At 72.4% G+C, this 19168-nt stretch carries 16 protein-coding genes; 2 read left to right on the top strand and 14 right to left on the bottom strand.

Annotated features, from left to right (window positions below):
* Positions 1–3 precede the first annotated feature (3 nt).
* Genes ABZT47_RS16955 through ABZT47_RS16940 form a run of 4 tightly spaced genes read right to left on the bottom strand, consistent with a single transcriptional unit; the run spans position 4 to position 3916 of the window.
* Entirely contained in the window at positions 4–1068 is a 1065-nt protein-coding gene (locus ABZT47_RS16955) for an ABC transporter ATP-binding protein (RefSeq protein WP_354842154.1), read from the bottom strand.
* A complete protein-coding gene (locus ABZT47_RS16950) occupies positions 1065–1838 on the bottom strand; it encodes an ABC transporter permease (protein ID WP_354842151.1) in 774 nt (257 codons plus the stop codon). The genes ABZT47_RS16955 and ABZT47_RS16950 overlap by 4 nt, the downstream gene beginning before the upstream one ends.
* Positions 1831–2769 carry an ABC transporter permease gene (locus tag ABZT47_RS16945; protein WP_354842148.1) on the bottom strand — a complete coding sequence of 313 codons (939 nt, stop codon included), beginning with the start codon at positions 2767–2769 and terminating at the stop codon, positions 1831–1833. Before ABZT47_RS16945 ends, ABZT47_RS16950 begins: the two co-directional genes overlap by 8 nt.
* A 10-nt stretch (positions 2770–2779) precedes the next feature.
* The gene (locus ABZT47_RS16940) at positions 2780–3916 is read right to left on the bottom strand and encodes a spermidine/putrescine ABC transporter substrate-binding protein (RefSeq protein WP_354842145.1); all 1137 of its coding nucleotides are present in this window, start codon (positions 3914–3916) and stop codon (positions 2780–2782) included.
* A 153-nt stretch (positions 3917–4069) separates the two neighbouring features.
* Between ABZT47_RS16940 and ABZT47_RS16935 the strand changes: the two genes are divergently transcribed.
* Together ABZT47_RS16935 and ABZT47_RS16930 are read left to right on the top strand one after the other, a co-directional pair.
* Complete coding sequence (locus ABZT47_RS16935; protein WP_354842142.1) at positions 4070–5209, top strand: hypothetical protein; 1140 nt, start codon at positions 4070–4072, stop codon at positions 5207–5209.
* Positions 5206–6189, top strand: a complete 984-nt coding sequence (locus ABZT47_RS16930) for an SIS domain-containing protein (protein ID WP_354842139.1) — start codon at positions 5206–5208, stop codon at positions 6187–6189. Before ABZT47_RS16935 ends, ABZT47_RS16930 begins: the two co-directional genes overlap by 4 nt.
* Positions 6190–6358: 169 nt before the next feature.
* Here the strand turns inward: ABZT47_RS16930 and ABZT47_RS16925 are convergent, their stop codons facing one another.
* The 10 genes from ABZT47_RS16925 to ABZT47_RS16880 form a co-directional block, all read right to left on the bottom strand.
* Positions 6359–6916, bottom strand: a complete 558-nt coding sequence (locus ABZT47_RS16925) for an ATP/GTP-binding protein (protein ID WP_354842381.1) — start codon at positions 6914–6916, stop codon at positions 6359–6361.
* A gap of 13 nt (positions 6917–6929) precedes the next feature.
* The gene (locus tag ABZT47_RS16920) at positions 6930–7289 is read right to left on the bottom strand and encodes a DUF742 domain-containing protein (RefSeq protein ID WP_354842137.1); all 360 of its coding nucleotides are present in this window, start codon (positions 7287–7289) and stop codon (positions 6930–6932) included.
* Positions 7289–7702 (bottom strand): roadblock/LC7 domain-containing protein, encoded by a 414-nt coding sequence (locus tag ABZT47_RS16915; RefSeq protein ID WP_354842378.1) that lies wholly within the window; start codon positions 7700–7702, stop codon positions 7289–7291. Before ABZT47_RS16915 ends, ABZT47_RS16920 begins: the two co-directional genes overlap by 1 nt.
* 40 nt (positions 7703–7742) lie before the next feature.
* Positions 7743–11381 carry a nitrate- and nitrite sensing domain-containing protein gene (locus ABZT47_RS16910; protein ID WP_354842375.1) on the bottom strand — a complete coding sequence of 1213 codons (3639 nt, stop codon included), beginning with the start codon at positions 11379–11381 and terminating at the stop codon, positions 7743–7745.
* Between the two features lie 169 nt (positions 11382–11550).
* A complete protein-coding gene (locus ABZT47_RS16905; protein WP_354842134.1) occupies positions 11551–13914 on the bottom strand; it encodes a [protein-PII] uridylyltransferase in 2364 nt (787 codons plus the stop codon).
* Positions 13915–13921: 7 nt separating this feature from the next.
* On the bottom strand, positions 13922–14260 hold the full coding sequence (locus ABZT47_RS16900) for a P-II family nitrogen regulator (RefSeq protein ID WP_354842131.1): 339 nt from the start codon (positions 14258–14260) through the stop codon (positions 13922–13924).
* Positions 14257–15570, bottom strand: a complete 1314-nt coding sequence (locus ABZT47_RS16895; protein ID WP_354842128.1) for an ammonium transporter — start codon at positions 15568–15570, stop codon at positions 14257–14259. The genes ABZT47_RS16900 and ABZT47_RS16895 overlap by 4 nt, the downstream gene beginning before the upstream one ends.
* Before the next feature lie 251 nt (positions 15571–15821).
* Entirely contained in the window at positions 15822–16763 is a 942-nt protein-coding gene (locus ABZT47_RS16890) for a sigma-70 family RNA polymerase sigma factor (RefSeq protein WP_354842125.1), read from the bottom strand.
* Between the two features lie 243 nt (positions 16764–17006).
* Positions 17007–18353: a formimidoylglutamate deiminase gene (locus ABZT47_RS16885; protein ID WP_354842122.1), complete on the bottom strand. Its 1347-nt coding sequence runs from the start codon at positions 18351–18353 to the stop codon at positions 17007–17009.
* 106 nt (positions 18354–18459) lie between these two features.
* A complete protein-coding gene (locus tag ABZT47_RS16880; RefSeq protein WP_354842119.1) occupies positions 18460–19155 on the bottom strand; it encodes an SDR family oxidoreductase in 696 nt (231 codons plus the stop codon).
* Positions 19156–19168 lie beyond the last annotated feature (13 nt).

The raw sequence follows: 19168 nt of genomic DNA, 5'->3' as shown, positions 1-19168 counted from the left end.
TGCTCATCCGGCGATCAGCACGGCGTCGTCCGGCGACCAGCCGAGACCCACCTCGGCGCCGGCCCGCACCTGGCTCGGCCCCTGCGCCGCGACCAGGATGGGCCGGTCGTGGCCGGGCACCCGCACCGCGATGTGCGATACGCCCCCGTAGAAGCTCACGTCCGCCACCACCCCGGTGAGGATGCCGTTCTCACCCAGGCGGACCGACTCCGGACGCACGCCGAGCAGCGCCGGCGCGCCCGCGGCGAAGCCGCCCCGCGCGGGCAGCGTGCCGAGGCCCGCGACCGACAGGCCGTCGCCGGCGACCGTGCCCTCGAAGAGGTTGTTGGCGCCGATGAACCCCGCGACGAACGGCGTCGCCGGGCGCTCGTACAGCCGCACCGGCGCGTCCACTTGCTGGACGCGGCCGTCCTGCATGACGGCGATGCGGTCGGCCAGCGACATCGCCTCCTCCTGGTCGTGGGTGACCACGACGAAGGTGATGCCGACCTCGTGCTGCAGGCGCTTGAGCTCCAGCTGCATCTCGGCGCGCACCTTCTTGTCCAGCGCGGACAGCGGCTCGTCCAGCAGGAGCAGGCGGGGACGCTTGACGATGGCCCGGGCGAGCGCGACCCGCTGCCGCTGGCCCCCCGAGAGCTGGTGGGGCCGGCGGGCGGCCTGCTCGGTGAGGCCGACGGTGGCGAGCACCTCCGCCACCCGGGTCCTGACCTCGGCGCGGGGCAGCTTCTCGCGCTCCAGCCCGTAGGCGATGTTCCTGGCGACGCTCATGTGCGGGAACAGCGCGTAGGACTGGAACATCAGGTTGACGGGTCGGCGGTGGGCCGGCAGCGCCAGCAGGTCGGCGCCGTCCAGCGTGACGGCGCCGGCGTCCGGCGACTCGAACCCGGCCAGGATGCGCAGCAGCGTGGTCTTGCCGCACCCGCTCGGGCCGAGCAGGGCGAAGAACTCGCCCTGGCGGATGTCCAGTGACACCTCGTCGAGGGCGGTGACCGCGCCGAACCGCCGGGAGACGCCCTCGATGCCCACCAGCGTCCGCGGCACGGCAGGGGCGTCGGATACAGCGCTCATGAGAGGGACTCCGTCAGTCGGGTCATCCGCTGGGCGACGATGACCACGGTGAAGCTCACCGCGAGCAGGATCGTCGCCAGCGCGTTGATCTCAGGGGTGACCCCGAAGCGCACCATCGAGTAGATCACGATGGGCAGGGTCGGCTCGGTCGGGGCCGCGGTGAAGAAGGCGATCACGAACTCGTCGATGGACAGCGTGAACGCCAGCAGCGCCCCGGCGGCGATGCCCGGCGCCAGGGTGGGCAGGGTGATGCGCGTGAACGTGGTCAGCGGCGAGGCGCCGAGGTCGCGGGAGGCCTCCTCCAGCGAGGTGTCGGCGTGGGTGAGCCGGGTGCGCACGACCGCGGCGACGAAGGCCATGCCGAACACGGTGTGGGCGAGGATCACCGAGTGCAGGCCGAGGGTCATCCGGACGGTGGAGTAGAACACCAGCAGCCCGATGGCGAGCACCAGGTCGGGCAGCACGGCCGGCAGCAGCCCGAGGGCGTCCAGCAGCCGCGAGCGGGTGTGACGGGCCATCCCCACCGCGAGCAGGGTGCCGAGCACCGTGGACAGCACCGTGGTGCCGGCCGCGACGATCAGCGTGTTGACCAGCCCCTGCCGGACCGTCGCGTCCGCGGCCAGCTCGCCGTACCACTTCAGGCTGACGCCCTGGAAGACGTACGGCGACTTGCCGGAGTTGAACGACATCACCACCAGCACGACGATCGGCGTGTAGAGGAACACGTAGGTGGCCCAGAAGGGCACGTAGATCAGGCGGCGCCTAGGCACGACGGCCCTCCGTCCCGCCGTACGCGCGCGAAGCCCACGCCTGCAGGAACAGCAGCAGGACGAGCACCGCGATCACCGCCAGGGCGAGGGTGGAGCCGAACGGCCAGTCGCGCGCCTTGAGGAACTGGTCCCTGATCAGGTTGCCCACCATGATCGAGCGCCCGCCGCCGAGGATCTCGGGGATCACGAAGTTGCCCAGGCACGGCACGAACACGAAGACGCACCCGGTCAGCACACCGGGCACGGTGAGCGGCAGCGTCACCGACCAGAACGTGCGCGCGGGCCGCGCCCCGAGGTTGGCCGACGCCTCGCGCAGTTGCGGGTCCAGCCGTTCGATCGCCGCGTAGAGCGGCAGGATCATCAGCGGCAGGTAGGAGTACAGCAGTCCGGTGACGATCGTGCCCTGGTTGTAGAGCAGCCGCAGGGGCTCGTCGATGAGGCCGATGCCGGTGAGGGCCTTGTTCACCAGGCCGGGCCCGCTGAGCAGGATCACCCATGCGTAGACGCGGATGAGGAAGTTGGTCCAGAACGGCAGGACGATGGCGACCAGCGCCAGCGTCTTCCAGCGGCGCGGCAGCCCGGCGATCACGTACGCCGTGGGGTAGCCGATCAGCAGCGCCGCCAGCGTCGTCAGCGTCGCGGTCTTCACCGAGCCGACGACGATGTCGAAGTAGAGGGGATCGAACAGGCGGGCGAAGTTCTCGGCCGTCGCCTCGTACACCACCCCGCCGAACCGCCCGCGCCGGAACACCGTGTAGCTCAGGATCAGTGCCAGCGGGACGAGCAGCAGGACGATCAGGTAGCCGAGGCCGGGGCCGAGGAACGCCAGGCGCGCGGCGGCCCCGCCGAGGGCGCGCGAACGGCGCGGCGCCCGCCCTGTGGAGGGGCGGGGCGCCGCGCCGGGACGCGCGATGTCGTGCTCGGTGGTCAACGCGAAACCGTCACTGGTTGGCGGAGATCTCGGTGGCGAGACGGGTGTACTTGGTCGACGCCTCGCCGAGGTCGACGATCGACTCGCCCTTCAGCAGCTCCGCCGGGGTCATCTGCAGCGGCGCGTTGTCCTGCATGAGCTTCTTGTCGTTCTTGGCGACCAGGTCCATGGCGGCCTTGTTCGGCACCTTGTAGAGGATGTTCTCGGCCACCCAGCTGTGGACGAGCGGGTCGAGGATGAAGTTGATGAACGCGTGGGCGGCCTCCTTGTTCTTGGAGGTCTTCATGATCACCATGGTGTCCGACCAGAGGTCGCTTCCCTCCTTGGGCACCACGAACTTGATCTTCGGGTTGGTGGTCGGGCACCAGCCGTCCCACGCCTCCACCAGCGCGGCCTCACCCTTGTCGAGCTTGGCGCCGAAGGTCGTGTCGTCGTAGAGCATGCCGGCCTGCTTGGCCTTAAGGAGCATGTCCTTGGCCTGGGCGAGCTGCTTGTCGTCGGTGGTGTTGATGGAGGCGCCCATGGCCTTCAGGGCGGGGAGCGCCAGCCAGCGCTCGGTGGTCATCATCGTGACCTTGCCCTTGAGGTCGGGAGCCGGGTTCAAAAGATCGTTCCAACTCGTGGGCGGGGTCTTCACCATGTCGGTGCGGTAGCAGATGCCCGTCGTGCCCCAGGTGTAGGGCACCGAGAACTTGGTGCCCTTGTCGAAGGAGAGCTGGGAGGCCTCGGGGTAGAGGTTGGCCAGGTTCGGGATCAGCTCGGGGTGCAGCGGTTCGAGCAGGCCCTGCTCGTTGAGCGCCTGCGCGTACTGGCCCGAGACGAACGCTACGTCGACGCCGCTGTCGGCGCCGGCCGTCAGCTTGGCCATCGCCGTCTCGTTGGTGTCGTGGATCGCGATCTTCAGCGGGAACTTCAGCTTCTGCTCCACCTGCTGGGGCAGGTCCTTCGGGCTGTAGCCGTCCCAGATGGTGATGGTGAGCGACTGCTTGCTCAGATCGGCGTTGGGGTTGAGCTCGTCGGCCGCCGCGCTCGGCGCGGCGCCGTCGGCGCTGGTCGAGCTGCTACCGCCACACGCCGCGAGGGCGAGCACAAGACCGGCGGCGACCGCCGCAGCCGGAAGATGACGGGTGTACCGGGTTCGGGACACGGCCGCTACTCCTTAGGTTCTCAAGGTTCTGTGGTACGAGAAAGACCGCGGTGCCTGACCTTCGCACGGCAGACCAAAGCAGGAGTGTTGCAGCGAATATCAACATGAGCAAGACTTTCCCGGACATTGTTAGCTCGTAGTTTGGTTGCCGAGTTGAATCCGAGTTCAACAGAACCTGACGGCCCGCCGTCGCCGGAGAGAACGCCCGTCGCCGGGGACGGCGCCACGGCGGCGCTCGTCGCGGCCCTGTCGCGGGACGACGACCCGCCCGGCGGCCAGGCGGTCGCGCGCTTCCATCCCCTGCCGCCGGTGCGGGCCACGGCGCACGAGCGCGGGATCGACGTCGACCAGACCAACAACTCGGTGGTCGTGGACGAACGGGTGGTGGTCAAGTGGCTCACGCCGCCCCTGCCGCTCCCCCAGCCCGCGCCCCAGATGTTCGCCCACCTCACCTCGGTCGGCTTCACCGCGACCGCCCTGCCCTACGCGGCGCTGACCGGGCGCTCCGCCGGCGGGGCCGAGACGCTGGTCGCCCTGGTCACCGCCTACCTGCCCGAGGCCGCCGACGGGTGGGAGTGGTGCGTGGAGGAGGCGGTGGCCGGGCGCACCGCCTTCGCCGCCGACCTCGGCCGGCTGGCCGCCGGCCTGCACGCCGCGATGGCGACCCCCTCCCCCGCCTTCCCCGAGCCGGTCCGGGTCGCGGACGGCGACGCGGACGACGGGTGGGCGGCCCGCGCCCGCGACGCCCTGGCGCGGGCGCTCGAGCTGACCTGCGGCGAGGACGGCGCCTGGCTGGCGCGGCACGCCTTCGAGCTGGCCGCCGGCCTGCGCGGGTTCGGCCGGGCGGCCGGCACCCCGCTCATCCGCATCCACGGCGACCTGCACGTCGGACAGACGCTGCGCTGGCGCGAGGGGTACGCCGTCATCGACTTCGACGGCAACCCGACCGTGACCGGCGCCGACCCGTTCCAACCGGCCGCTCGCGACCTGGCCCAGCTCGGGACGAGCCTGGAACACGTGGCGCAGGTGGCGATCCTGCGGCGCGGCGCCGACCCGGCGCAGGCACTGGCCTGGGCCGCCGAGGCGCGCGCCGTCCTGCTGACCGCCTACCGTGAAGGCCTGGCCGCCCACGGCAGGCCGGAACTGCTGGAGGAGTCGCTGCTCGGCCCGTTCGAGATCGAGCAGGAGTGCCGCGAGCTGATCTACGCCGCTCTGCACCTCCCCCGCTGGCGCTACGCCCCCATGGGCGTCCTGCGCGCCCGCTTCCCGCACCGCACCGAGGAGACCGCGTGAACCCCGAACTGTTCCTGGCCGACCTGGAAGCCAAGCCCGCCGCGCTCGCGGCGCTGGCCGCCACGCTGGAGGAACGCGACCCGTTCGAGGACATCCCGCGGGAGGTGCGGCGGGTGGTCTTCCTCGGCATGGGCAGCTCGCGCTACGCCGCCGGGGTCGCGGCGCTGCGGCTGCGCTCCGCCGGGGTGGACGCGGTCGCCGAGTACGCCTCGGCCGCGCTCGGGCACCCGCCGTCGCGCGACACGCTGGTCGTCGCCATCTCCGCGACCGGTGGCAGCCGGGAGACCCTGGACGCCCTCGCCCGCCATCGCGGGCGCTCCACCGTCCTGGCCCTCACCAACACCGCGGGCTCCCCGGTGACCGAGGGGGCCGACCTGGTGGTGGACATGGCGGCGGGCGAGGAGCGCGGCGGGGTCTCCTGCCGCACCTTCCAGCACACGCTGGCGCTGCTGCTCGCGCTCCAGGCCAGGCTGACCGGGGTCAAGGCCGACGTCCCCGGCCTGGTGCGCCGGGCCGCGGAGGCGAACGCCGACCTGCTGGACCGTCGCGGCGTCTGGCTGGACGACGCGCTGACCCTGCTCGACGGGCCGCACGGCGTCTACGCCATCGCCCCCGCCGAGCGGCTGTCCTCGGCCGAGCAGTCGGCGCTGATGGTCCGCGAGGGGCCGCGCCGGCCGGCCGACGCGTGCGAGACCGGCGACTGGGCCCACGTGGACGTGTACCTCACCAAGACCCTCGACTACCGGGCCATCCTGTTCCCCGGCTCGCGTTACGACGGCCAGGCCATGGAGTGGGTGCGGCAGCGGGGCTCGGCCGTGCTCGCCGTCGGCGGTGCGACGGAGGGCGCGGTGAAGGGGGCGCTGGAGGGGGCGCGCACGCTCAGGTACGCGGGCGACGAGGACGCCGACGTGGCCCTGCTCACCGAGACCCTCGTCGCCGAGCTGGTCGCCGCGACCTGGTGGTCCGGCTCGGCCGCCTGACACCCCGGCCGCTTGGCCGCTGATGCGGTGACCCACCTACGTCCACCGGGAGCGGCTCTTCATCCCGCCGTGTGCTGGAGATGAAAGGCGCCGGGGTCGGCGGGTCGCGGTGCGGCGATGCCGGCGCCCGCTGCGGCGCCCGAGCCGGTGAACGTTCCTGGACGGAGCACTAACTGGTGCGGCCGTAGGCCGACCTGAGGGTCAGGACGTACTCGACGAGCGTGATCAGGGTGGACTTCACGGCGTCCCGCGAGCGGGCGTCGGTCCGGACGATCGGGATGTGCGGGGCGAGCGTGAGCGCCTCGCGCACCTCCTGCTCGACGTGCGGGTAGTGCCCGTCCCAGCCGTTGATGCCCACCACGAAGGGCAGCCCTGCCTCCTCGAAGTAGTCGATCGCCGGGAAGCAGTCGGCCAGACGGCGGGTGTCGACCAGCACGACCGCGCCGATGGCGCCGCGCACCAGGTCGTCCCACATGAACCAGAACCGGTGCTGACCCGGCGTGCCGAACAGGTACAGGATCAGGTCCTGGTCCAGCGAGAGCCGGCCGAAGTCCATCGCCACCGTGGTCGTGGTCTTGTGCGGGGTCAGACCCAGGTCGTCGATGCCCGCGCTGGCGTCGGTCATGACCGCCTCGGTGGTCAGCGGGAGGATCTCCGACACCGCTCCAACGAAGGTGGTCTTGCCGACGCCGAACCCGCCCGCGACGACGATCTTCGTCGACGTCAGCGCCGGGCCGCGGCTAGAGCCTGCGAAGTCCACTGAGAACCCTTTCAAGCAGGTTGTGGTCTGGTTGTCCCTGGTTGAGCCGCGGCAGATGCAGGCGTACCAGACCTTCGTCGGCCATGTCCGCGATCAGCACGCGGGCCACGCCGAGCGGCACCCGCAGCAGCGCGGAGATCTCGGCGACCGAACGCACGGAGTGGCAGAGCACGATGATCGCTTCTTGCTCGGGAGTGAGCAGGGACAAATCATCGCCCATTATGGGGGCCGATGAGACCAGAGTTTCCATCGCGAGGTGGTAGCTCGGCTCGGCACGGCCCCCGGTGACGGCGTACGGACGGAAGAGGGGCTCGTCCTCGGTCCCGTCACCCTCGAGCATCACCGGATCCTGGAGGTCTGCAACTCGGCGCGCAGCGCGGGCGTCAGCACCTGCCCGGCGCGCTCCACCAGCAGCGTCATCTGGTAGGCCACCAGGCCCATGTCACAGTCGGGGGAGGCCAGCACGGCCAGGCAGGAGCCGTCGCTGATCGCCATGACCAGCATGATGCCGTACTGCATCTCGACGACGGTCTGGGTCACACCGCCGCCGTCGAACACGCGGGACGCGCCCACCGTCAGGCTCAGCAGGCCGGCGGCCACCGCGGCGAGCTGGTCGGCCCGGTCCGGCGGGAACCCCTCGGAGTTGGCCAGCCGCAGTCCGTCGGCCGAGACGACGACCGCGTGCGCCACGCCCGGTGTCCCGCTGACGAACTCGGTGATCAGCCAGTCGAACCTGCGTGCCTCGTGACTCAGGTCGATCACGAGCCCTCCTCATCAGTACCGCGTCAAGTGGTCAGGGGTTGTCGTTGTCGGTGGTGCGGGACGCCTCGGTGATGTCGGCGCGGCCGCGCTGGATGCCCTGCTGGAACCGCGACATCCTGGCGCGCACCTGGTCGGCGGACACCTGCGGCGACGGGAGCGGAGGCGCGGCCGCCGAAGCGGACGGACCGGCGACCGATCCCGGGACAAGGTTGGCCTTCGGCGTCCGCTTCGGCAAGCCCGCGGCGGTGACGCCGCCGAGGGAGGGCTCCTTCGCCGCGTCGGCGGCCTGCCATCCGGAGTCGGCCGTGGAACCCCATGCCGCCGCGCCCGCCGCGGGCGGCTCGGTCTCACGCGGCCCGGCCTCACGGAGCACGGCCTCCCGGCGCTCGGGCTCGCGCGCCTCGGGCTCCCACGTCCCGGACTCCTGCTCGGCGTAGCCGAGCGGTTCCTCGACGTCCTCGGGGCGAGCCGTCTCCGCGCCCGCCGCCTGGCCGGCCGGGGCCTGACCCCGGGCGGCGGCGATCTCGTGCGGGTCGGGACGGCGGAACCACGCCGACTCGACGGCGGCGAAGATCGGCAGGAACTCGTCGCCATGCTCCAGCAGCGACTCGGCGGGCACCGGCGGCGCCGTCCGCGGACCGGCCGGAGCAGACGAGCCGGAGGGGCCGGACGGGCCGGACGGGCCGGACGGGCCGGACGGGCCGGCGGGGCCGGTGTCCGGCTCCAGAGGGCCGGTGCGCGGGCCCGCCGGGCCCGCGTGCGCGCCGGAGGCGCCGGCGCCCGTCCGCGGCCCGGAGGCGTCAGCGGGCGGGAGGCCGGGCGAGAAGGGCGCGGTCGGCGGGTCGGCCTGGGTGTACCGGCCGGGCGCGCGCACGGGCAGCCCGGCGGACGGACCGGCCGGCCACCCGAACGGACCCGCGGAACCGGCGGGACCGGTCGCCGGACCGGCGGTCGTGCCCGCGGCGCCGGTGGACGGACCGGCCGAGGCGGCGAAACGACCGGAGGAATCGGTGGACGGGCCCGCTTGCTCGGCGGAGCCCGCGGGTTCGGTGGGCCACACGGGCGGCGTGACGGGTCCGGACGGCCCGGAGGGCCCCGTGGAGGGGCCCACGGGCCCGAACGCCGCGTCGTCGCCCCTGCCGGCGCCGAAGGCCCCTTCGTCGCCGCGCACGGCCCCGAACAGCGGTTCGTCACCCCGCGCGCCCTGCCCGCGTCCGGGGCCGGCGGGGACCGGGCCGGCGCCTCCGGGGGCGGCGGCGGGCGCGGGACCGCCGAAGGCGCTCAGGCGCGACCCGGACGCCGGGGTGTCGCCGCCCACCGGCGCCGCGCCCGCGCCGGTGCGGAACGGCTGGAACGGGCTCTGCGAGGAGTACGGCCCGGTGCCGTTCGGCACCGGGGTGGGCCCGCCGCCGTTCGGCGGCGGCGTGGCGCCGTTCGTGAGCGGGCCGGCGCCGGCGGCGGGCTGCGCGCCGCGCCCGTTGAAGGCGGCGAACGGCTCGCCACCGCCATAGGCGCCGTTGGCGGCCAGGTCGGAGCCGCCGAACGCGGGCGAGGGGGTCTCCTGCGCCGCGCCGCGCTGCGGGAGCACCGGCCCGCGCCCGGCGGACACCGAGATGAGCTGCGGCGGGAACAGGACCATGGCGATGAGGCCGGCGGCGTCGCCGCGCCGGAGCTGCACGCGGATGTCGTGGCGCAAGGCCAGGCGGCCGACCACGAACAGGCCCATGCGGCGTGACACCGAGACGTCCACGACCGGCGGGTCGGCCAGCTTGCGGTTGGTCTCGGTGATCTCCTCGACGGTCATGCCGATGCCGGAGTCGCTGACGGCCAGCAGCGCGCCGCCGCCCTCGATCATGCTGCTGGACACCACCACGCGGGTGTTGCCCGGCGAGAAGGCCAGGGCGTTCTCGACCAGCTCGGCGACCAGGTGGACCACGTCGTTGGCCGCGTGCCCGGCGATGGCCGCGTTGCGGTGGACCTTGACGCTGACGCGCTCGTAGTCCTCCACCTCCGACAGCGACGCGCGGACCACGTCCACCAGCTTGGCGGGCTGGCTGCGCTTGCGCGCGGCCTCGTGCCCGGCCAGGACCAGCAGGTTCTCACTGTTGCGCCGCATGCGGGTGGCCAGGTGGTCCAGCTTGAACAGGTCGGCCAGGCGCGAGCCGTCCTGCTCGCCGCGCTCAAGGCCGTCGATGAGGGAGATCTGCCGCTCGACGAGCGTCTGGATCCGCCGTGAGAGGTTGACGAACATCGCGTTGACGTTGCCGCGAAGCTGGGACTCCTCGGCGGCCAGCCGCAGGGCCTGCCGGTGGACCTCGTCGAAGGCGGACGCCACCTCGCCGATCTCGTCGTTGGTCCCCACCACGATCGGCTGGACGTCCGAGGCCTCGGCGACGTCGCCGCTCTCGCGCATGCGCCGCACGACGGCCGGCAGGCGGAACCCGGCGATCTCCAGCGCCTCCGAGCGCAGGCGCCGCAGCGGGCGGACCAGCGAGCGGGCGATGAGCACCGTGGTGGCCAGCACCAGCAGGATCAGGGCGAGGATGAGCACCCCGGCGATGATCGCGTTGCGGCGCTCGGCCGACTCCAGCGCGGAGGCGCGGGCCGCGACCGTGGCGGCCACCTGGTTCTCCACCCGCTGGAACAGGTCGATGGTCTTGGTGCTGTCGTCGAACCACTGCTTGACCGCCGCGGGCCCGCGCGCCCCGTTCGCCTGCACCGGCAGGTTCCGCGAGGCCAGGGCGATCGCCCACGACTTGGTCAGCTCGGCCCTGATCGCCTGCTCGCCCACGAGCGTGGACGACAGCAGCCGGCCGTTGTCGGCCCCGGCCTCACCGCTGAAGGTGGCGACGGCGCTCTTCTGCCGCGACCGGGCGGCGATGAAGTCCTCCAGCTTGTCCGCGGTGAACCGCTGGCCGCGCGCCAGGGTGCCGATGAGCGTGCCGCGCTGCTGGGAGGCCTCTTCCTTGGCGTGGGCGAGGGCGCTCAGGCCACGCAGGTCGCCGACGAGCTGCGGGTCCTCGCTGCTCTGGATGATCTCGTCGTGCAGCCGCAGCAGCGAGGACACGATGTCGGTGTACTTGGCCGCCTGGCCGCCCTTGCGGATGACCGGCATGGTGTCCAGGCGGTTCTTGACCTGCTGGGCGTCCTGGACGGCGCGCACGCCGTACTCGGAGTCGATGGTGCCGAGGTCGCCGCGCACCTTCGTCATCGCCGCGTCGACGGCGCCGCGCTGGTCGAGCAGGGCGGCGCGCTGCTGGCGGGTGGTCTGGAACCAGACCGACCTGTCGCGTTCCAACCCCAGTTGCAGGCTGAGTTCGCGCAGATGGGCGGCGATCGTGGCCTCGGCGGCGTTGCGCTGGTAGGCGGCGACGCCGTCGATCGAGGACACGACGCGCAGACCCGCCAGCAGGACGCCGACGAGCGTGGGCACCAGGATGAGCGCCGTCAGGCGCGCGGGCACCCGCCAGTTGCGCGGCGCGAGGCGCCCCGGCCCACGACGGGCACGCTGACCATGCTGGCTGTGCTGGCTGTGCTGGCCGTGTGCCCCGTGCTGGCCGCCGGGGCCGCTCTGGCCTGCCTGCCCGCCCCCGTGCCTGCGCCGCTTGGCGCCCGTGCCGGCCTCCGGGTGGGCCCCCGGGTGTGCCGCCTTGGTCTCGGGATCCATCATGCTCACCGCGCCACCCCCTGCGCTCTTCCATGCATGGATGACGGCATGGCTGATAAGGACATAACCGGGACAATTCGACCACAAGGTCACCATTGCCGAGGACCGAACCGGCACACCCAACGTAATTGTTATGAATCGGGGAGCGATCTTGGTCGGCTGACCTGCGGGTTCAGCGCAGGGCGGCGAGCACGTGCTCGCGCACCTGCACCCGCTGCGCGGCGTCCATGATGGGCTGCCCCGATCGGTCGACCACGTAGAAGACGTCCACCGCTTCCGCGCCCAGAGTCTCCACGCGAGCCGCCCTCACGTCAAGGTTGCACTCGCCGAAGGCGCGCCCGATGCGCCACAGCAGTCCCGGACGGTCGTGCGCCCGCACCTCGACGACCGTGGCCGTCTGCGAGGCGTCGTCGACCAGGCTGACCCGCGGCGGGGCCACCGGAACCCGCGCCGGGCGCACCGACCGGGTGCGCCGCGCCAGCCTCTGCTCGATGTCCAGCCGCCCGGCCAGCACCAGGCGCAGATCGGCCTCCAGGGTGGCGGGGTCGGGCGGCGTGCCGTACTCGGGGATGACCGCGAACTCGATCACCGCCGTGGAGGACGCCGACGCGGCCGAGGCCGAGCGCACGACCATGCGGTGCGCCGCCAGCACGCCGGCCGCCCGCCAGAGCAGGCCCGGCCGGTCCGGCGCGACCACGGTGACCGCGCCGCCGTTGACGCGCACCGCGCCGCCGCCGTGCCTGGCCAGCGACGCCTGCTGCGCCGACAGCGAGGGCGCGGGCGCCGGAGGGCTGCCCGACAGGGCCGACCGCACCTTGCGCACCAGCTCGGAGACCAGGGACGCCTTCCAGGTGTTCCAGGCCGCCGGCCCGGTGGCGTTGCCGTCGGCGACCGCGAGGGCGGCCAGCAGCTCCAGCACCTCGCGGGTGCCGACCGCCTCGGCGACCCGCGAGATCGTCACCGGGTCGTCGAGGTCACGGCGGGTGGCGGTCTCGGGCAGCAGCAGGTGGTGGCGCACCACGGTGGCCAGGGTGTCGACGTCCGCGGGAACCAGGCCCATGCGGGCGCCGATGTCCCTGGCGACGATCTCGCCGGTGGTCGAGTGGTCGCCCGGCCAGCCCTTGCCGATGTCGTGCAGCAGGGCGGAGATCAGCAGCAGGTCGGGCCGGGACACCTCGCGGGTGAAGGACGCCGCGCCCGTGGCCGCCTCGATGAGGTGCCGGTCGACGGTGAAGCGGTGGACGGGGTTGCGCTGCGGGCGGTGCCGCACCCGCTCCCAGTCGGGGATGAGCCGGACGATGACGCCGGCCTGGTCGAGCTCCTCCCACACCGGCACGGCCGCGCGCCCGGCGCCGAGCAGCGCGACCAGCGCGTCGCGGGCCTCGTCGGGCCAGGGCACCGGCAGCGGCGGCGACTGGGCCGCGAGCACCGAGACGGTGGCGGGGGCGATCGGCAGCCCGGCCTCGGCCGCGGCGGCCGCCGCCCTGAGCACCAGGATGGGGTCGTTCTTGGGGTTGATCCCGCGCGCGAGGACGACCTCCCCGCCGTGCTCGACCACGCCGTCGGCCAGCGGGCGCCGCCCGCGCGGAGCCGGCCCGGACAGCAGGCGGTCCACGGTGCGCCAGGTGGCGTCGAAGGCATGGGAGATCGTGCGGCCCGCTTCGGCCATGCGGCGCATCAGGGCCTCGGCGTCCAGCAGGCCGAGCGCCCCGGCCACGGCGTCCTGCTCCTGCAGCACCAGGCGGTCGGCGCCGCGGGCGGTGACCAGGTGCAGCCCGTGGCGCACGTCCAGGAGGAACTCGTAGGCCTCGCGGACCCGCGGGCCGGGCGCGGAGGCCACCCACGCGGCGGCCACGGCCTGCATGGCCTGCACGTCGCGCAGTCCCCCGCGGGAGTCCCTGAGGTCGGGTTCGAGCAGGAAGGCCAGCTCGCCGGAGGACTCGGCGCGCTTGTCGGCCGACTCGTGCAGTTCGGCCAGCCTGCGGCGGGAGTCGGAGCGCCACTCGGCCAGCACGGCCTCGCGGGCGGCCCGCGTCAGCTCGGGGTCGCCGGCGATGTGCCGGGCCTGGATCAGCCCGAGCACCGCCTTGAGGTCTTCGCGGGCCACCTTGGTGGCCTCCTCGACGGTGCGCACCGAGTGGTCCAGCCCGAGGCCGGAGTCCCAGATCGGGTACCAGAGACGATCGGCGATGCGGCCGATGTCGTCCTGCCCGTTGTGCAGCAGCACCAGGTCGAGGTCACTGCCGGGGGCCAACTCGGCGCGGCCCAGGCTTCCGACGGCCACCAGCGCGATGCCGGTGCCCGTCAGGGCCGCGCCGGCCCCCGCGGACGGTGCGCCGGTCCCCCCGAGGGAGATGCCGGCGCCGCGTTCGTCTCCGGAGGAGAACCCGCTCTTGGCCCCCCCGAGCCCGATCCGGCCTTCGCGTCCTCCGTGCGGCTGTGGATACGCCGTGCGGAAGAGGTCGGCCAGCCAGCGGTCGATGTCCGCGGCCCGCTCCTTGCGGGCCGCGGCATATGAGCGAGCGTCGCCTCTCATCATCCGGTTAGAGGGCCTCCGGTCCGCGTTCTCCCGTTCTGACCCTGATCACGGTCTCCACGGGCACGGACCAGACCTTGCCGTCGCCGATCTTGCCCGTCTGGGCCGCCTTGACGATGACGTCGATGACGTCCTCGGCGTCCTCCTCCTCGGTGAGCACCTCGACGCGCACCTTGGGCACCAGGTCGACCTGGTACTCGGCGCCGCGGTAGACCTCGGTGTGGCCGCGCTGCCGGCCGTAACCGCTGGTCTCGCTGACGGTCATGCCCTTGACCCCGAACTGCTCGAGAGCGGCCTTGACGTCGTCGAGCTTGAAGGGCTTGATCACCGCTGTGATGAGCCTCATGCGTCTACCTTCTTCGCCACTGATGGGACTGGGCCGTTCACCTTGGCGGCGACGCCGGAGGCGTGAACGGAGCCGAGGTCGTAGCCGGTCTCGGCGTGGGTGGTGATGTCGATGCCGGTGACCTCGTCCTCCTCAGTGACCCTGAAGCCCATCGTCTTGTCAATGATCTTGCCGATGATCCAGGCGAGAATGAAGGAGTAGAGGCCCACGACGACCGGGCCCAGGATCTGGCGGCCGAGCTGGGTGAACCCTCCGCCGTAGAACAGACCCTTGGCCTGCGGGTCCAGGAAGGGGTAGGCGGCGAGGAAGCCCAGGGAGATGGCGCCGAGCGCGCCGCCGACCAGGTGGACGCCGACCACGTCGAGCGAGTCGTCGTAGCCGAGCTTGTACTTCAGGCCCACGGCGTAGGCGCAGACCGCGCCGGCGATGGCGCCGATGACGATCGCCGCCCAGGGGTCGACGAAACCACAGGCCGGGGTGATGGCGACCAGACCGGCGACGGCGCCGGAGGCCACGCCCAGCGTGGTGGAGTGCCCGTCACGGAGCTTCTCGACCAGGATCCACGCACCGGCGGCGACCGCCGTCGCGACCTGGGTGTTCATGAAGGCCAGGCCCGCGGTGCCGTCGACGGCCAGCTCGGAGCCGGCGTTGAAGCCGAACCAGCCGAACCACAGCAGGCCGACGCCCAGCAGCACCAGGGTCAGGTTGTGCGGACGCATCGGGTCCTTGCGCCAGCCGCTGCGCTTGCCGATCACCAGGGCGAGCGCGAGACCCGCCGCACCGGCGTTGACGTGGACCACCGTGCCGCCGGCGAAGTCCTCGATGCCGAGCTGGGTCAGCCAGCCGCCGCCCCAGACCCAGTGGGCCACCGGGAAGTACACGATCGTCGCCCACACGATGGAGAAGACGACCCAGGCGCCGAACTTGGCCCGGTCGGCGATCGCACCGCTGATCAGCGCGACGGTGATGATGGCGAAGGTGAGCTGGAAGGCGGAGAACACCAGGCTCGGCATGCCGGTGCCGTCGTCCTTGGTGGCGGTGTCGACCAGGCTCTGCAGCCCGACCTCCTTGAGCCCGCCGACGAACTTGTTGAGGAAGTCGTTGCCGTTCGTGCCGAACGCCAGCGAGTGACCGTAGATGACCCAGGCGATGGTTACCGTGATGATGCTGACGAACGACATCATCATCATGTTCAGGACGCTCTTGGCCCTGGTCATGCCCCCGTAGAAGAACGCGAGGCCCGGAGTCATCAGCAGCACCAACGCGGTGGCCGCGAGCATCCAGGCTGTGGTGCCGCTATCGATCTTCATTCGATGCGACCCTCCCTTACAAATGGCGTGTGGCCGTTTTCTCCCGCAGTGGGCGCTCCAGGGCTTCATTGACCGGCTGCACACTGACGTTGGGCGAAAGCGTGTTCTTCTGCCGTTTCAGGTCTGGACCTGGCGTGTTTCACGTACGTGAAACTCACGACATCGATGTTTCGGCCACGTTTCGGAGGGTCGCCAGAACGACATCGGCGCGTCCCAAAAGGACGCGCCGATGCGGGTGTTCCAGAAAAGCGCTAGGCGGCCGCCTGGGCCATCTTGCGCAGGCGGGCCAGGGCGTCGCGCTCGATGCGCCGCGCGCGGTCGCGGCCGATGCCGTACCGCTCGCCGACCTCGGTGAGGGTGTGCTCACGCCCGTCGACCAGGCCGTAACGCCAGCGCAACATCTCGCGGGTGCGGCCTTCCAGGCCCTGCAGCCAGTCGTCCAGGCGCTCGCGCTCGAGGGTGTCCATCGCCTGCTGCTCGGGGTCGGCCCAGGTGTCGTCGGCGATCATGTCGCCGAGCTCCGTCTCGTCCTCGTCGCCCACGCCGAGCTGCAGCGACACCGGGTCGGAGGCCCAGCGGCGCAGCTCGCGCACCCGCTCGATCGGCAGGTCGAGGACCTCGGCGAGGTCGGCGTCGGTCGGCTCGGCGTCCAGCTCGGCCATCATGTCGCGGCGCACGCGCATCAGGCGGGTCATCTGCTCACCGGCGTGGGTGGGCAGGCGTACCGGCCTGGCCTGCTCGTGGATGGCGCGGCCGACCGACTGGCGGATCCACCAGGTGGCGTAGGTCGAGAACTTGTAGCCCCGGCGGTAGTCGAACTTCTCCACGGCCCTGACCAGGCCCAGGTTCCCCTCCTGGACCAGGTCGATCAGCGGCATCCCCCTGCCGGAGTACTTGCGCGCGACGGCCACCACGAGCCGGAGGTTGGCCTGGATGAACTCGTCCTTGGCCCGCTGCCCCGAGACCGCGAGCCGTTCGAGCTCCTCGTCGAGGGCGCCGGCGATCTTGGGCTCCGGCTCCCCGCTGTCGAGCAGTTGCTCGGCGAACAGCCCCGCCTCGATGCGCTTGGCCAGCTCGACCTCCTGGTCCGCGCTGAGCAGTGGCACCCGCCCGATCTCGGCCAGGTAGGTGCCGAGAAGGTCCCTCTCAGCGGCCTGCTGGTCCTGCGTCCGAATCCCCGTCGGCCTTGCCATCCTGATGGCACCTCGTCTCGCCGCGCCCGCCCTGGTGTGCGGGTGAGCCCGTCGTGCCGGCCGTCCAGTGACCGGTGCGACGCGCTTCCCCCTCTTTGCCGGATCAACGTTCAGTCCAAGGCAAAGATTCCCTAAAGAGATACGACCGGAGAATGGTTTCCGGGCTCCTCCTCAAGGATGACTTCGCACCTGAGAGACACACGGATGCCCGGATAACCGACCGTCAAACAGCGACAAATGGGATCATTCGCGTAGCGCGGAGATGGCGTCGGCCAGCATCGGCCCGACGTCGCCGAGAACGTGGCCGCCCTCGACGACCACCCTGCGGCCGCCGGAGACGACCGAGTGGACGTCGCAGGCCGAAGCGCCGAAGACGACGGTCTCGGCGGGGCAGCCGCTGCCCGCGCCCGCGGTGCGCACCGAGTCCAGCCGCACCGACACCAGGTCGGCCCAGGCGCCGGGGGTGATGAAGCCCGCGTCGGGGTGGCCGAGCGAGGCCTGCCCGACCATCGTGGCCGATCTGAGCAGGTCGGCGGCCGTCCAGTGGCCCCGCTCGCCCGTCGTCAGGCGCTCCCCCAGCTCGACGGCCCGGGCCTCCTCCAGCAGGTCGATCATGGCGTTGCTGTCGCTGCCGAGGGTGACAGGCGACCCCGCGTCGTGCAGCCGGCGGGCCGGGCCGATGCCGTCGGCCAGGTCGCGCTCGGTGGTGGGGCACACGCACACGTGGGTGGAGGACCCGCCGAGCAGGGCCACGTCGACGTCCGACAGGTGGGTGGCGTGGACGGCCGTCGTGCGGGGGCCGAGGACGCCGTGCTCGTACAGCACCTGGACCGGCGTGGCGCAGTAGGTCTCGACGCAGTGACGGTTCTCGGTGCGCCGCTCGGAGACCTGGACGTGCACGGGAGCGGCCCTGCGGTGGCCGAACTCGGCGACCACGGGCATCCGCTCGGGCGGGCAGGCGCGCACCGAGTGCACGGCCCCGCCGACCACCACGTCGCCGCTGCCCGCGTACTCGCCGGCCAGGGCGTCCACCCGTTCGGCCCAGCGGTCCACGTCGCGGTCGCCGAAGCGCAGCTGCGGGCCGCTCGGCGTCGCTCCCATGCCGCCGGTCAGGTAGCAGGCGTCCAGGAGGGTGATGCGCAGGCCGGCCTCCCTCGCGGCCCGGATGAGAGCGTGGCCCATCGCGTTGGGGTCGGCGTACGGCCGTCCGCCCACGCCGTGGTGCAGGTAGTGGAACTCGCCGACGCAGGTGATGCCGGCCAGCGCCATCTCGGCGAAGGTCGCCCTGGCCAGGTCGAGGTAGGTGTCGGGGTCGAGCCGCGCCGCCACCGCGTGCATGCGCTCGCGCCAGGCCTGGAAGCTCTCGGTGCCGCCCTGGGCCTGGCCGCGCAGGGCGCGGTGGAAGGCGTGGGAGTGGGCGTTGGCCAGGCCGGGCACCGTCAGGCCGGTGAGGCGCACGACTCCCCGGGGCGCGGGGACGCCGCGTGAGACCTCGCAGATGCGGCTGCCCTCCACCTGGACCAGGACCCCGGCGACCACCTCGCCGGGATGCAACCAGGCCAGCTCGCACCAGTAGCTAAGGTCGGACACTCCCCCCATCTGTCCAGGAAAAAGTCAACGTATGTCCCGATATATGAATCAATTCATTTGCGTCATATGAAATGTCGGGAAGGGGGATGCCGGGAAGAGATGACGCTCAGGCGACCGGTCCCGCGGAGGGGCGTATGTCGATCTCGGTGATATGCGCGTCCCCGCCCGCCGTCACGGCCGCGAGGACGGCCCGCGCCACCGACTCGGGCACCAGATAGCGCTCGGGCTCGAACGCGCCGCCCTCCTGCTCGCGCACGTCCCGCTGCATGTCGGTGTTCACCCGCCCCGGGTACACCGAGGTGACGCGCACGCCGTGCGGCTCCTCCTCCTGCCGCAGCGCGTCGGCGAGGGCGCGCAGCGCGAACTTGCTGGCGGCGTAGGCGGCCCAGCCGGGGTTGGCCCGCCGGCCGGCCCCGGAGTTGACCAGCACCACGTGCCCGCGGGCGGCCCGCAGCGCCGGCAGCAGCAGGCGCGTCAGCTCGGCGACGGCGATCACGTTGACCTCCATCGTCTCGCGCCACGCCCGCACCGGCAGCTCGGCGACCGTGCCGAGCCGCGCCACGCCCGCGCTGTGCACGAGCAGGTCGAGGCGCTGGACGTCCGCCGCCGCCTCGGCCACGGCGCGCTCGTCGGTCAGCTCCACCGACCAGGGCCGCGCGCCGAGCTCGTCGCACACGGCGCGCAGCGCGGTGCCGTCGCGCCCGCCGAGGATCAGGTCGTGCGTGGGGGCCAGGGCCCGGGCGATGGCCGCGCCCACGCCGCGGGAGCCGCCGGTGATCAGTGCGATGGGTCGTGCCGTCATGCGCCTCACCTTA

Origin of the sequence: Sphaerisporangium sp. NPDC005289 (genome assembly GCF_040607455.1) — a bacterium.
GTDB lineage: Bacteria > Actinomycetota > Actinomycetes > Streptosporangiales > Streptosporangiaceae > Sphaerisporangium > Sphaerisporangium rhizosphaerae.
The sequence above is the reverse complement of the archived record's forward strand: the minus strand, read 5'-3'. Positions and strand labels throughout refer to the sequence as shown.